At 62.8% G+C, this 13,660-nt stretch carries 14 protein-coding genes; 3 read left to right on the top strand and 11 right to left on the bottom strand.

The window, feature by feature from the left end:
* Nucleotides 1–24: 24 nt before the first annotated feature.
* Both mutM and mutY read left to right on the top strand, forming a co-directional pair.
* A complete protein-coding gene (gene mutM, locus P3T16_RS29095) occupies nucleotides 25–855 on the top strand; it encodes a bifunctional DNA-formamidopyrimidine glycosylase/DNA-(apurinic or apyrimidinic site) lyase (RefSeq protein ID WP_429344897.1) in 831 nt (276 codons plus the stop codon).
* Entirely contained in the window at nucleotides 855–1,949 is a 1,095-nt protein-coding gene (gene mutY / locus P3T16_RS29090; RefSeq protein WP_429344896.1) for an A/G-specific adenine glycosylase, read from the top strand. The genes mutM and mutY overlap by 1 nt, the downstream gene beginning before the upstream one ends.
* 10 nt (nucleotides 1,950–1,959) lie before the next feature.
* On the opposite strand, the gene P3T16_RS29085 is transcribed toward mutY, so the two are convergent.
* From P3T16_RS29085 to kdsD, 11 genes are all read right to left on the bottom strand, one after another.
* A complete protein-coding gene (locus P3T16_RS29085) occupies nucleotides 1,960–2,595 on the bottom strand; it encodes an LON peptidase substrate-binding domain-containing protein (protein ID WP_429344895.1) in 636 nt (211 codons plus the stop codon).
* 40 nt (nucleotides 2,596–2,635) lie between these two features.
* The gene (gene rapZ / locus P3T16_RS29080) at nucleotides 2,636–3,529 is read right to left on the bottom strand and encodes an RNase adapter RapZ (RefSeq protein WP_429344894.1); all 894 of its coding nucleotides are present in this window, start codon (nucleotides 3,527–3,529) and stop codon (nucleotides 2,636–2,638) included.
* Nucleotides 3,530–3,635: 106 nt separating this feature from the next.
* Nucleotides 3,636–4,604, bottom strand: a complete 969-nt coding sequence (hprK, locus tag P3T16_RS29075) for an HPr(Ser) kinase/phosphatase (RefSeq protein WP_429254823.1) — start codon at nucleotides 4,602–4,604, stop codon at nucleotides 3,636–3,638.
* A gap of 154 nt (nucleotides 4,605–4,758) precedes the next feature.
* The gene (locus P3T16_RS29070) at nucleotides 4,759–5,274 is read right to left on the bottom strand and encodes a PTS sugar transporter subunit IIA (protein WP_429254822.1); all 516 of its coding nucleotides are present in this window, start codon (nucleotides 5,272–5,274) and stop codon (nucleotides 4,759–4,761) included.
* 289 nt (nucleotides 5,275–5,563) lie between these two features.
* Entirely contained in the window at nucleotides 5,564–5,923 is a 360-nt protein-coding gene (gene hpf, locus P3T16_RS29065) for a ribosome hibernation-promoting factor, HPF/YfiA family (RefSeq protein ID WP_429254821.1), read from the bottom strand.
* Between the two features lie 173 nt (nucleotides 5,924–6,096).
* A complete protein-coding gene (locus tag P3T16_RS29060) occupies nucleotides 6,097–7,611 on the bottom strand; it encodes an RNA polymerase factor sigma-54 (RefSeq protein ID WP_429254820.1) in 1,515 nt (504 codons plus the stop codon).
* A 224-nt stretch (nucleotides 7,612–7,835) separates the two neighbouring features.
* The gene (gene lptB / locus P3T16_RS29055; protein ID WP_429344893.1) at nucleotides 7,836–8,618 is read right to left on the bottom strand and encodes an LPS export ABC transporter ATP-binding protein; all 783 of its coding nucleotides are present in this window, start codon (nucleotides 8,616–8,618) and stop codon (nucleotides 7,836–7,838) included.
* Nucleotides 8,615–9,298, bottom strand: coding sequence for a lipopolysaccharide transport periplasmic protein LptA (lptA, locus tag P3T16_RS29050; protein ID WP_429254818.1), 684 nt, complete (start codon nucleotides 9,296–9,298; stop codon nucleotides 8,615–8,617). Before lptA ends, lptB begins: the two co-directional genes overlap by 4 nt.
* 20 nt (nucleotides 9,299–9,318) lie before the next feature.
* Nucleotides 9,319–9,927, bottom strand: coding sequence for an LPS export ABC transporter periplasmic protein LptC (gene lptC, locus P3T16_RS29045; RefSeq protein ID WP_429254817.1), 609 nt, complete (start codon nucleotides 9,925–9,927; stop codon nucleotides 9,319–9,321).
* Nucleotides 9,924–10,487 (bottom strand): KdsC family phosphatase, encoded by a 564-nt coding sequence (locus tag P3T16_RS29040; protein ID WP_429344892.1) that lies wholly within the window; start codon nucleotides 10,485–10,487, stop codon nucleotides 9,924–9,926. The genes lptC and P3T16_RS29040 overlap by 4 nt, the downstream gene beginning before the upstream one ends.
* Nucleotides 10,487–11,470, bottom strand: coding sequence for an arabinose 5-phosphate isomerase KdsD (gene kdsD / locus P3T16_RS29035; protein ID WP_429254815.1), 984 nt, complete (start codon nucleotides 11,468–11,470; stop codon nucleotides 10,487–10,489). The genes P3T16_RS29040 and kdsD overlap by 1 nt, the downstream gene beginning before the upstream one ends.
* A 149-nt stretch (nucleotides 11,471–11,619) precedes the next feature.
* Between kdsD and P3T16_RS29030 the strand changes: the two genes are divergently transcribed.
* Nucleotides 11,620–13,623, top strand: a complete 2,004-nt coding sequence (locus P3T16_RS29030) for a cation:proton antiporter (RefSeq protein WP_429254814.1) — start codon at nucleotides 11,620–11,622, stop codon at nucleotides 13,621–13,623.
* Nucleotides 13,624–13,660 lie beyond the last annotated feature (37 nt).

Here is a 13,660-nt window from a genome sequence, read left to right as displayed (position 1 = left end):
ACGCAAGTTGCAGACCAGTTAGACATGCCAGAGTTGCCAGAAGTTGAGGTTACCCGACGGGGAATCGAGCCGTATGTAGCAGGACGACGCGTCGAACGTGTCGATGTCCGCACGCCCGCGCTGCGCTGGCCGATCCCGGCCGACCTTGCAAAAACATTGCACGGTCGCGTGATCCGCAAGGTCGAGCGGCGCGGCAAATACCTGCTCTTCGAAATCGACGAAGGGTGGTTCATTGTGCATCTTGGCATGACCGGCACGCTGCGCGTGCTGCGCAATGTGTCTCATCCGCCGGCCGCGGCGAAGCACGATCACATCGACTGGATCTTCGACGAATTCATCCTGCGCTATCGCGATCCGCGGCGCTTCGGCGCCGTGCTGTGGCATCCGCGCGAAGCGGGCGATGTGCTCGATCATCCGCTGCTCGCTGGTCTCGGCGCTGAGCCTTTTACGGCGGCCTTCTCCGGTGCGTTGATGCACCACAAAACACGTGGCCGGAAGGTGTCGGTGAAGCAGGCATTGCTCGCGGGCGAGATTGTGGTTGGCGTAGGGAATATCTACGCTTCCGAGAGCCTCTTTCGCGCGGGCATCCGTCCAACGACCGCGGCTGGACGTGTCTCGCTGGTTCGCTATGAACTGCTCGCGGATGCTGTTCGTCTGACGCTCGCCGCCGCGATCGAGAAGGGCGGCAGCACTCTGCGCGATTTCGTGGGCAGCGATGGCAACAGCGGATATTTCCAGCTCGACTATTTCGTCTATGATCGCGCCGGGCTGCCATGCCGCGTCTGCGGCACGCCGATCAGACAGATCGTGCAAGGACAGCGTTCCACTTACTTCTGCCCGACCTGCCAGCGCTGATGTCCACTCTATCCCTTACCGTACCCTCGTCCCTGTCCGGCTTTTCCGCGCGGCTGATTGCGTGGCAGCGCGAGCACGGTCGCCACGACCTGCCGTGGCAGAACACGCGCGATCCCTATCGCATCTGGCTGTCCGAGATCATGTTGCAGCAGACGCAGGTGTCGACGGTCATTCCGTACTACGAGCGTTTTCTCGGGCGCTTCCCGGATGTCGCCGCGCTCGCCGCCGCGCCGCTCGATGACGTGATGGCGCTATGGGCAGGCCTCGGTTACTACTCGCGTGCGCGCAATCTGCATCGCTGCGCGCAGGCGGTTGTCGGAACACATGGCGGCGCGTTTCCTTCGTCGGTCGAAGCACTCGCCGAACTGCCCGGCATCGGACGCTCGACGGCGGCCGCGATCGCGTCGTTCGCATTCGGCGCGCGCGCGACGATTCTCGATGGCAACGTGAAGCGTGTGCTGGCGCGCGTGTTCGGTGTCGAAGGATTTCCGGGCGAAAAGCGTGTCGAGAACGCGATGTGGACGCTGGCTGAATCGCTATTGCCTTCGAAAGAGTCGCACGCAGGCGACGATGACGTGAGCGCCTACACGCAAGGTCTGATGGATCTCGGTGCAACGTTATGTGTGCGCGGCAAGCCGGATTGTGCGCGGTGTCCCTTTGCCGTCGATTGCGTCGCGAACGCGACGGGACGTCAGCGCGAACTACCGGTTGCGCGTCCGAAAAAGACGATTCCGACGCGTCGCACGTGGATGCTGGTTCTGCGTGACGGCGATGCGGTGATGCTGGAAAAACGCCCGCCGTCGGGCATCTGGGGCGGCTTGTGGAGTCTGCCGGAAGCATCCGGTGAAGCTGTGCTCGCCGACCGTGCGCAGGCATACGGCGCCTCGGGCAGCGTGATGCCGCTCGCTACGCTGACGCATACGTTCACGCATTTCAGGCTGGATATCGAGCCGCGCGTGGTCGAACTCGACAGGACGCTCGCAGGCGTCGGTGACGATGAAACGGTATGGGTCGCGCTGCACGAGCTCGATGCGTACGGCGTGCCTGCGCCGGTGCGCAAGCTGCTCGATGCATTGCAGGGATCGTTGCTTTAGAACGCCGGCATTACAGCAGTTGATGCTGCTGCATGTAGTGATGCACGACGTCGATACGCGCGCCGGCGTCCTGAAGCTCCATCAGCTTCTGCCGTGCGCGCAATGCGATAGGCAGCACTTCTGACAGACGGTTCGATACCCACGAAGGATCGTCGAGCTTGAAGGGCTCCGCGAACGGCAGGCTCTCGGGGTCGCGCTCGCGGATGGTCGCGATGATCCGCTCCAGCACTTCCGCACACGCGCCGAATCGCTCGACGTGTACGGTGCCTTCGAGCGGTATGTCGTCACCAATCGGCTCGGCCATGCCGACCAGCAGTCCATCCGGCTGCGCGCGGTGCGACAGCAACCGGAAGCGCTGCGTGCCGCGCGCGCGGATCAGCAGCATGCCGAACGCTTCCACATCACATTCCTCGATTTCCGCCATGCAGCCGATGGTTTCGGGCACCGAAGGTTCATCGGGCTTCGCGACTTCGCCGCCGCTTTTCAGCAGACACACGCCGAACGGCGTCTTCTCGCGAAGGCACTCGCTTGCCATGTCCAGATAGCGCGCCTCGAATATTTTCAGCGGCAGCAGGCCGTCGGGAAACAGCACCGTATGCAGCGGGAAGAGCGGCAGATCGGCAATCACGGCAGGAGTAGTAGACATGGCGCAACGCTTGAAGGTTACGGCCGCGCGACGCGGCCGGTTAAGCCACCAGCTTCGAAGATTCGCCGACGTCGAGCGGCGCATCGCGGTGCCGCACGATCACATCCGATTCGCCCGAGAGACGCGCGGCAAGCGTCTCGGCGATAAACACTGAGCGGTGCTGACCACCCGTGCAGCCGATCGCGACGGTCAGATAACTGCGGTTGTCGTCGCGAAAATGCGGCAGCCACTTCGCGATAAACGCGTGGATGTCGTCGATCATCTGCGTCACGACCGGCAGCGCGCTGAGAAAGTCGATCACGGGTCTATCGAGACCCGTGAGCGGACGCAGTTCGCGGTCGTAGTACGGATTCGGCAGCGTGCGCACGTCGAAGACAAAATCGGCGTCGAGCGGCACGCCGCGTTTGAAACCGAACGATTCGAACGTCAGCGTGAGGCCCGCACGCTCCTGCTCGATGAAGCGCTTGACCCATGCGCGCAGCACGTTCGCGCGGAGATTGCTGGTGTCGATCTGATGGCCGAATTCGGCGAGATTGGCAACGAGTTCGCGTTCGTTCTCGATGGCTTCTTCGAGCGAGCGCAGCACGCCGACATCGGCATCGTGCGACGGCGAACCCGACAGCGGATGACGCCGGCGTGTTTCGGAAAAGCGCTGGATCAGGGATTGCGTGCTCGCGTTCAGAAACAGCACGCGCACATCATGTTCGCGCGCGAGGTCGCGGATCATCTCGGGCATTTCGTCGAGCGAGGCGCTGGAGCGCGCGTCGATGGCGACGGCGAGGCGTTCGTGTCCGTGCTCGTTGAGATAGGCGGCGAGCGGCGGCAGGAAGCGCGGAGGCAGATTGTCGACGCAGTAGTAGCCCGCGTCTTCGACCGCGTTCAGTGCGACAGACTTGCCGGAGCCGGAAATGCCGGTGATCAGGATAATGCGCATGAGGTCGTGAAATCCGTTCGTTTCATCATAGCATCCACCCTGCGTGCCTGTGGCGCGATGCCGTTATGTCGCGAGGTGCGCGGGAATCACGCCGGCACGGCCCGGCTCAGATCAGCTTGCCGGGGAACTGGCTGTCCGGGTCCTGCATCGCGAGACGCTGGCGGTCCATGAAATCGCGCAGCGTGTCGATGCCGCGCAGTTGCAGGATCGTGTTCCGGACAGCGGCTTCGACCAGCACCGCGAGGTTGCGGCCGGCCGCAACCTGAATGGTGACCTTGCTGATCGGCAGGCCTAACACGTCGACGGTCTGGCTTTCGAGCGGCAGGCGCTGAAATTCGCCATCCGGCCGGCGCACCAGCTGAACGATCAGCTTCAGCTTCATTTTCCGGCGCACGGCCGTTTCACCGAAAATCGTCTTGATGTCGAGCAGACCCAGGCCGCGCACTTCGAGCAGGTTCTGCAGCAGAGGCGGGCAGCGTCCCTCGACGAAATCCGGGCCGAGGCGCACGAAATCCACCGCATCGTCAGCCACGAGGCCGTGGCCGCGGCTGATCAGTTCCAGCCCGAGTTCGCTCTTGCCGAGGCCGGAATCGCCGGTGAGCAGCACGCCCATCCCGAGGATGTCGAGGAACACGCCGTGCAGCGTGGCGCGCGGCGCGAGGATGCGCGACATGTAAAGCCGAAGGCTGTCGATGACGGCCGCCGCCGACATCGGCGTCGTGAACAGCGGCGTGGACGAACGCGTACAGCGCAACACCAGCTCAGGCGGTGCGGCGACACCGCCCGCAACGACGAGAAACGGCGGTTCGAGCGCAATCAGCTCGGCCATGTGCCGCGAGCGGCTTTCTTCGGCCTGGCGCTGGTAATACTCGACTTCGGCATCGCCGAGCACCTGGATCCGGTTCGGGTGGATCAGGTTCAGGTGACCGACGAGGTCCGCGCTCGAGGTCGCATACGCAACCGTTTCCGCCGAAAACCCGCGCTCCCAGCCTTCATGCCCGGTCAGCCAGCTGAGTTTCAGCGCGGCGGCGTTGTCGTCGAAAATGCTCTGGGCGTTGATGCTGGACGTATCCATGAGTCCGTGACTCCGTTGTGGGCCGCTGGCCCGCGCGCCTGGCCTGTCTGAGCCTGTTGGGGCCCGTGTTGGCGGCGGGTCCGGCCGGCGCGAGCCGGTAAGGGTTCTGGTGCTGCCGCAGGGCTTGTATGTGGCGAGCGCCGCCGTCAATACATCAAGGTTGCCACTGAGTGAGCAGGCGATGCAACGCCTCGCGGTCCGCTTCCGTGTGCAGCCGCTCGCGCGCTTCACGATCGGACAGCAGTTGCGCGATTTCCGACAGGATTTCCAGGTGCTGCTGGGTGGCCTGTTCCGGCACGAGCAGGAAGATCAGCAGCGACACCGGCTGGCCGTCGGGCGATTCGAACGGAATGGGATCGGAGAGACGCACAAAGGCTGCGAGCGGATGCTTCAGGCCCTTGATCCGGCCGTGAGGAATCGCGACGCCTTCGCCGAGCCCCGTCGACCCGAGGCGCTCGCGCGCAAACAGATTGTCAGTGACCGTACTGCGGGCGATGCCGTTCTGGTTCTCGAAGATCAGGCCGGCCTGTTCAAAGACACGCTTTTTGCTGGTAACGGCAAGACCGACGACGACATTCTCGAGGGGAAGATATTTGGCTAGACGATTCATGTTGGCAGGCGGAAACGTGGCCTGGATTCTCCTCGCCGTAGCGTTTGAGTGGCGTTCCATGTTCAACAGGTGCTCACGGCGATATGGCGATAGACGGTGGAGACCGAAAGCGCAGGACTACCGCTGATTGACCCCGATAGTAACCGGAACATTATAGAACAGGGTGAACACGGATGGTGCGGCGCGCCATCGATGAAAAGAGAGGTTTCCTGCGGGGTTTGCTGCGAGGGATCTGGCGGCGCGCGACACGCTGCGGCGGCGGTCTCTACGCCCAACGAAAAACCGCCCGTAAGCGGGCGGTTTGGGCGGTCTGGCGGGAAAGGCCAGAAGGAATCCTTCTAATGGTCCCTTATTGCGGCGGCACTTCGATTTGCGGTGCCAGCGGCTGGTACTTGATCGCTTCGTGCTGATGGCCCTGGAGGCGATCCTTGTGACGAATGACTTGCCTGTCCAGCTTGTCTATCATCAGGTCGATTGCGGCGTACAGGTCGCCATCCGCGCTCTCGACAAATAAGTCCTTGCCCTTCATATGCAGGTTGATTTCAACCTTTTGACGCTTTTCCTTTTCCTTGTGGTTGTCGACCGAGAGGACCACACTGCCATCGATTACCTGATCGAAATGTCTTAGCACCTTGTCTAGTTTGGTGATCACGTATTCGCGCAACGCAGGCGTTACTTCGAGATGGTGTCCACTGATCTTCAGATTCATAGTGCTTCTCCATGCGAGTGGCCGCCTTGGCGTGCATGGCCCAGCAAGCGCCGGTCGAACGGTCGGCTCGTCTCCCAGTCGTCCCCGATGACTGGCTGTTGACGGGTCGCATCGGCCAGCCTTGTCGCCAATCGCGCCGCGGCCGGTAAATGCCGGCCACACTATGCGACCGGCTACAGAGACTTGCGCAGGTTGACTGCCGGGATTTTCAGCGCTTCACGGTACTTCGCGACGGTTCGTCGCGCCACGACAAAGCCCTGTTCCGCCAGCAGTTCGGCTATGCGGCTGTCTGAAAGAGGAGATTTCGGCTCTTCTGCTCCTATCAGTTGCTTGATCAGTGCGCGAATAGCCGTTGAAGAGGCTGCGCCACCCGTGTCCGTCGAAACGTGTGATCCAAAGAAGTACTTAAATTCAAGCGTCCCGAAGGGCGTGAGCATGTACTTGCCCGTTGTCACACGCGAGACAGTTGACTCGTGTAAACCCAGCGTATCAGCAATTTCCCGCAAAACCAAGGGGCGCATGGCAATTTCGCCGTGCACAAAAAAGCTCTTTTGACGCTCGACAATGGCCTGCGCAACCCGCAGGATCGTCTCGAACCTTTGCTGGATATTCTTGATCAGCCAGCGCGCTTCCTGGAGTTGCTGGCGCAACGAACCGCTGCCCGGATCGCCTCTGCTATTGCGAAGGATGTTCGCATAAAGGTGATTAATGCGCAGTTTAGGGACCACTTCCGGATTCAGTTCAGCAGTCCAACCCTGTGCCGTGCGCTTCACCATGATGTCCGGCACGACGTAGTCCGCTTCTGCCTTGCCGTACGCAGCGCCCGGGAACGGTTCGAGCGAGCGGATCAGCGCGTGCGCGTCGCGCAGTTCGTCGTCGTTTGCCTTCAGATGCTTGCGCAGCCGCGTGAAATCGCGTGCCGCGAGCAGTTCCAGATGGTGGGCTACGATGTCGAGCGCGAGCGTGCGCGTCGGCGACGATTCAAGACGTAGAAGTTGCAGCTTCAGACATTCGGATGCAGAGCGTGCGCCCACGCCTGCCGGATCGAAACTGTGCAGCAGCGCGAGCGCCGCGTTCAGTTCGTCGAGATCGACTTCCAGTTCTTCCGGCAGGTCGGCCAGCACTTCTTCGAGCGTGGCGGTGAGATAGCCGTCGTCGTCGAGCGATTCGATCAGGAAGATGATGAGCGCGCGGTCACGTTGACCCGCCTGCGTGACGCGCAGCTGCGCCGTCAGATGGTCGCGCAGGCTCGTGCTCGATTCGTGGATCTGCAAGGGCGGCAGATCGTCGTCATCGGAGGCGGTGCCCGAACGGCCGTAATCGTCGAGATTCCACTGGCTCGCCTCGCCATTGCTGTCGGAGGCAAGGCCGTTGTATTCGTCGACGCCCTGCGGCTCGCCGTTCTCGGCGCGCTCGCTGGTTGTGGGCGAAGACGAACTCGTGCTCCCCATCTGCTCCTGCACGGGCGCGCTGCCCGGCGATTGCGCGATCAGCGAGCCATCCGCGGCGACGCGCAGCGGGCTCGCGATCCACTCGTCCTCGTTTTCGAGGAGCGGATTCTGGGCGATCGCCATCGAAACCTCCTGCTGCAGCTCAAGCGTAGACAACTGCAGCAGTCGGATGGACTGCTGTAGTTGCGGGGTCAGCGCGAGATGCTGCGACAGGCGAAGTTGGAGGCTGGCTTTCATGGCAGGTTGAGATTCATTGTAGAGAGTTTGCCACGAGCGCGATACCTTGCAACAGTCGCAAAAACGTCTGTTGTGCGGTTTCGGTGTTGGCGGGCGCGTATGAAGCGGCCCGCTGGAGTGTCCGGGATGTCCTGGAGCGAGGAAACACAGGCCCGGCGGCCAGCAGGATGCCGGAACCGCCGTTTTCGCTGTCTGTTACACGCGTCCGTTACACGCGTGTCCGGTTACATGCGGAAATGCTCGCCTAGATAGACGCGCCGCACGTTCTCGTTTTCAATGATTTCACTGGGTGCGCCGGCCGCTAGCACGCTGCCGTCGCTGATAATGTATGCATGGTCACAGATGCCGAGCGTTTCTCGCACATTGTGATCGGTGATCAGCACGCCGATGTTGCGCTGCTTGAGGAACTTCACGATCTTCTGGATTTCCAGCACGGCGATCGGGTCCACGCCGGCGAACGGTTCATCGAGCAGAATGAAGCTCGGATTGGTCGCCAGCGCGCGAGCAATTTCGACGCGACGACGTTCGCCACCCGAAAGGGACAGCGCCGGATTTTCGCGCAGGTGAGCAATCTGCAGCTCGTCGAGCAATGCTTCGCTGCGTGCGGTAATCGCGTCTTTCGTGAGCCGTTTGCCGTCGTCTTCGTGCTGCAGTTCCAGCACCGCGCGAATGTTTTCCTCGACGGTGAGTTTGCGGAACACAGACGCTTCCTGCGGCAAATACGACAGCCCCAGCGAAGCGCGTTTATGGATCGGCAGCAGGCTGATCGACTTGCCGTCGAGATCAATTTCGCCTGCGTCGAGCGGCACGAGACCCACGATCATGTAGAACGACGTCGTCTTGCCGGCGCCATTCGGACCGAGCAGCCCCACGACTTCGCCGCTCTTTACATCGAGCGACACATCCTTCACGACCGTGCGCGAACCGTAGCGCTTCTTCAGATTGCGAACGGCAAGCGAACTGCTGGTGCCGGCCGGCTTGCGATTGGGCAGGGCAGGTGCGTTCACGGCTTCGTCACTCCCTGGCCTTGCGTCGGGAATTGAGTGGACGGTGTCAGCGTGGCTGATGCGCCATTGAGCGGCGCGGGGCCGCCGTTACGCGGCGCGAGCATCGCGCGCACGCGGCCGGTCGGATTGCCCGGGCCCGCGACGTCCTTGCCGGACTTCGCCGTATAGAAATCGTTCTGGCCGTCGTACGTGATCACGCTGCCATGCACTTCGTCCATCAGCGTCGACAGGCCCTGCAGACGGCGCACCGTCGCACGTGTCGTGAGCGTGGTCAGGTCCTGCTTGCCGTCGTAGTCGATGCGCTCCGCATCGCCTTCGACATATTCGTCGACGCCTTCGCGCTTCTGGCGAAAGTACGCGAGGTTCTTGCCGGTCGACGTGCCCGTCGCATACTGGTAGCCCTGCGGATCCTGATGCACTTCGACGCGATCGGCCTTGATGACGATCGTGCCTTTGGTGGCCACGACGTGGCCAGTGAAGATGTTGACCTGCTTCAGGTCGTCGTAAGTCATGTTGTCCGCTTCGATATTCAGCGGCTTGTCCTTGTCGGCGCGCTCGGCGTGTGCAGGCGGCGCGAAGCCGGCAAGCGGCAACGCGGCCAGCAGCGCGGCCAGCGCGGCGCGGTACGCGGACCACGCATGCGCGCGGCCGGTATCTGGACGAGGGAACGATTCGTTCATGCAGTCACGCCTGGAGTGGATTACCCGGGTTGCTTGAGGGAGCCGCCGGCGCTATCGGACGCGGCGATGGCGCCACGCACGTTGCCGAACAGCTGCATAACCCGGGTGACGTTGTTGTAGTTCATGCCGCTGGCCGTCATGACAGACTGGCCGCGTTGAAGTTTAACCGGCTTTTCGGTCTCGATCACATCGTCGTTGACCAGCACGCGGAAATGCTCGGAATCGGCCTGCATGGCTGGATCGCCCATGCCCGCGGCACGCAGGATTCGCGCATTGTCGTACAGGTTGACGATCGATGCATCGCCGTTCACCTTGCCACGATCACCGGTTGCCGTGATGATCGGCTTACCCGGCTGGAACGCGCGGATCGCGGGCTGGGTCAGATCGCTATCTTCGTCGTCTTCGTAGTGCACCATGCGCGCGGCGGTCAGACGATATTGCGTCGAGCCGGACTGGTCGAGTTCGGACACGGAAAAGTTGTCGGCGAAGTAGTCGGGCGTGTGCGCCTTCTTGTGGGGCGCACCTTCGTTCGGTGGCGGCAGCGTGGCCTGCAGCAGCCACCATGTAATGCCGGCAAGCGCCGCCATCGCGACGAGCGGAATCAGCGAAGTCAGGCGGAACCGGTTCATCCGACGAGACCCTGCTGGTCGCCGCCACCACATGCTGCGGCAAGCAGTGCATCGTATTTGTGCTGGGCGCGCAGCAGCGTGTCGCACACTTCGCGCACGGCGCCGTGGCCGCCGCGTGCCTCGGACACCCAGTGCGCACGCGCGATCACTTCTGGATGCGAATTCGCCGGCGCGGCCGCGAAGCCGACCTTCAGCATGACGGCGAGGTCGACCCAGTCGTCGCCCATGTAGCCGCATTCTTCGGCTTTCAGGCCGGTCTCTTTCAGCAGCTCGGCGAAGGCCTCGGGCTTGTTCTCGATGCCCTGATACAGATGTGTGATCTTCAGTTCCTTCGCGCGCACGGCGACGATGCCCGATTTGCGGCCCGTGATGATCGCCGTATCGATGCCGGCCTGGCGAAGCAGCTTCGCGCCGTGGCCGTCCATCGAATGGAATGCCTTCATCGTGTCGCCTTCGGCGGTAAACATCAGACCACCGTCGGTCAGCACGCCGTCGACGTCGAAAATCATCAGCTTCACGCGGCTCGCGCGTTCAGTGGCGGTAAGCGGGGCGACGGCCATCAGATCACCTTCTTCGAGAACAGGTCGTGCATGTTGAGTGCGCCGATGAGCTTGCCTGTTTCATCGACAACCAGCATCTGGTTGATGCGATACCGTTCCATCAGCTCCACAGCTTCGACGGCCAGGTGGTCCGGACCGATCGTACGCGGGCTTTTTGTCATCACGTCGGCGATCGGCAGTTCACGGAAGTCACCGGCACGTTCGAGTACACGGCGCAGGTCGCCATCGGTGAAAATGCCTTCGACGTGATCGTTCGTATCGACGATCGCCGTCATGCCCATGCGTTTCGCGGTGAGTTGCATCAGCGCGTCGCGCAGCGTGGCTTCGTGGCCGACCTTCGGGATTTCGTCGCCGGTGCGCATGACGTCGCGCACGTAGGTGAGCAGACGCCGGCCGAGTGCGCCGCCGGGATGCGAGCGCGCGAAGTCGTCGGCACCGAAGCCGCGTGCGTCGAGCACGGCCACCGCCAGCGCATCGCCGAGCGCGAGCGCGGCCGTGGTGCTGGCCGTCGGCGCAAGATTCATCGGGCAGGCTTCTTTCGATACGCCGGCGTTCAGATGCACGTCCGCGAGCTTCGCGAGCGTCGAAGCCGGCTTGCCGGTTATGGCAATCAGCTTCGCGCCGAGACGCTTGATGAGCGGCAGGATCGAGACGAGTTCTTCGGATTCGCCGGAATTGGACATCGCGATGAAGACGTCTTCGGCGGTGACCATGCCGAGATCGCCGTGGCTCGCTTCGGCGGGGTGCACGAAGAACGCGGGCGAGCCAGTGCTTGCGAGCGTCGCCGCCAGCTTGCGGGCCACATGACCGGATTTGCCGATGCCGGAAACGACGACGCGTCCGCGGCAACTGAGGATAAAGTCGATCGCCTCGACAAAACCGTCGTCGAGTTGATCGCGAAGCGCGCGCACGGCGTCCGCTTCGATGTCGAGCACGTCGCGAGCGAGCGCAAGTGCCCGATCGCCATTGATTTTCGCTATCATTCGCGGAGTATAGCAAAGGCGTTTGTTCGCCGCGCCGGGCGGGACGTGCCCGGCCGCTGCCTTCACGGGCCCCATAACCTTGTCGCACGGCCGTTTGCGTGCGACGGTTCCTGACGAACGAGGACGCTTTTCCCGATGCGCGTTTTCCCATGATCTCCCCGCTCGAAATGACGCTGTTCCTGCTGCTGGCTTCAGTGGCGGGCGTCGTTGTGTTCCGCTATCTGAACCTGCCGCCGATGCTCGGCTATCTGACGGTGGGCATCGTCGTGGGTCCGCATGCGCTCGGGATCGTGCCGGATTCGGTCGGCGCGCAGAATCTCGCCGCGTTCGGCGTCGTGTTCCTGATGTTCTCGATCGGGCTGGAGTTTTCGCTCGCGAAGTTGCGTTCGATGCGACGGCTCGTGTTCGGGCTCGGGCTGCTGCAGGTGCTCGGGACGATCGGGGTCGCGCTTGCGCTCGGCTTCGTACTGCAGCGGTGGGTGCACATTACGTGGGAAGCGAGCGTGGCGCTGGGCGGCGCGCTTGCCATGTCGTCCACGGCGATCGTCAGCAAGATGCTCGCCGAACGGCTCGAAATCGAAACGGAGCACGGCCGCAACATTTTCGGCGTGCTGCTGTTCCAGGATCTGGCCGTGGTGCCGCTCCTCATTATCATTGCGGCGTTCGGCAGCGATTCGACGCATCTGGTCGAGGCGCTCGGTCTCGCGGCGGTGAAGATCGTGATCGCATTGTCCGTGCTGCTGATCGTCGGACAGCGTTTCATGACGCGCTGGTTCAACGTGGTCGCGCGGCGTCGCTCGCAGGAGCTGTTCATCCTGAACCTGCTGCTGGTCACGCTCGGCGCTGCGTTCATTACCGATAAATTCGGGTTGTCGCTTGCGCTCGGCGCGTTCATCGCGGGCATGCTGATCGCCGAGACGCCTTACCGGCATCAGGTTGAAGAAGACATCAAGCCGTTTCGCGACGTGCTGCTCGGGCTCTTCTTCGTGACGACCGGCATGCTGCTGAATCCGCGCGTGATCTGGGAGCATCCGTTCATCGTGCTCGCCTTTCTCGTCGGGCCGATCCTGTTGAAAGCGGTGATGGTCACAGGGCTGTCGCGGCTCTTTGGCGCCTCGCCGGGCGTGGCGATGCGCACGGGTATCGGTCTCGCGCAGGCGGGCGAATTCGGCTTCGTGCTGCTGAACCTGATTCTCGACAAGCATCTCGTCGATGCCACGTTGCTGCAGGTGATTCTTGCCGCCATGCTGCTGTCGATGCTGGCCGCGCCATTCCTGATCCAGAACGCAGACCGGATCGTACTGCGGCTGTCGTCGACGGAATGGATGATGCAATCGCTGCAGATGACGCGCATTGCGACGCAGAGCCTGAAGCAGAGCGGACACGTGATCATCTGCGGTTACGGCCGTGCAGGGCAGAATCTGGCGCGCATGCTCGAACACGAAGGGCTGTCGTACGTCGCGCTCGACCTTGACCCCGATCGCGTGGCCGCTGCTGCAGCGGCGGGCGAATCGGTTGTGTTCGGCGATGCGGGGCGACGCGAGTCGCTGCTCGCGGCGGGTATCCATCGTTGTGCGACGGTTGCGATCACGTATGCGAACACGCCCTCCGCGCTGCGCGTGCTGCACAACATCCACGAACTCGAACCGACGTTGCCCGTGATCGTGCGGACCGTCGACGATGCCGATCTGGAAAAGCTGCTCGCAGCGGGCGCGACGGAAGTGATTCCGGAGATCGTCGAAGGTAGCCTGATGCTGGCGTCGCATACGCTCGTGCTGATGGGCGTACCGATGCGGCGGGTCGTGCGGCGCGTCGAGGAAATGCGCGACGAGCGTTACAGCCTCTTGCGCGGCTATTTCCACGGCGCCGACGACCAGAACGACGAGGACGGCCACGAACAGGTGCGGCTACAATCGGTCCCGGTCGACGAAAAGGCCGACGCGGTGGGTCGCACGCTGGCGGAGCTTGGACTGCACGAGCTTGGCGTCGAAGTGACGGCGATCCGGCGGCACGGCATTCGTGGCGTCGAGCCGGGCCCGGAAACGCGTCTGCGCGCGCTCGATATCGTCGTGCTGCGCGGTTTGCCTGAAGCGCTGGCGGAAGCGGAGGAGCGTCTGTCGAAACATCGACGCGCGGGCGCCGCCGTGGCCTGAAATGATCTGTACCTGTTCTACGGGCCGCGTGTCCCGC

Origin of the sequence: Paraburkholderia sp. GAS42 (genome assembly GCF_050436565.1) — a bacterium.
In the GTDB taxonomy this organism is placed as follows: domain Bacteria; phylum Pseudomonadota; class Gammaproteobacteria; order Burkholderiales; family Burkholderiaceae; genus Paraburkholderia.
This window is presented reverse-complemented; position numbering and strand designations above follow the sequence as displayed.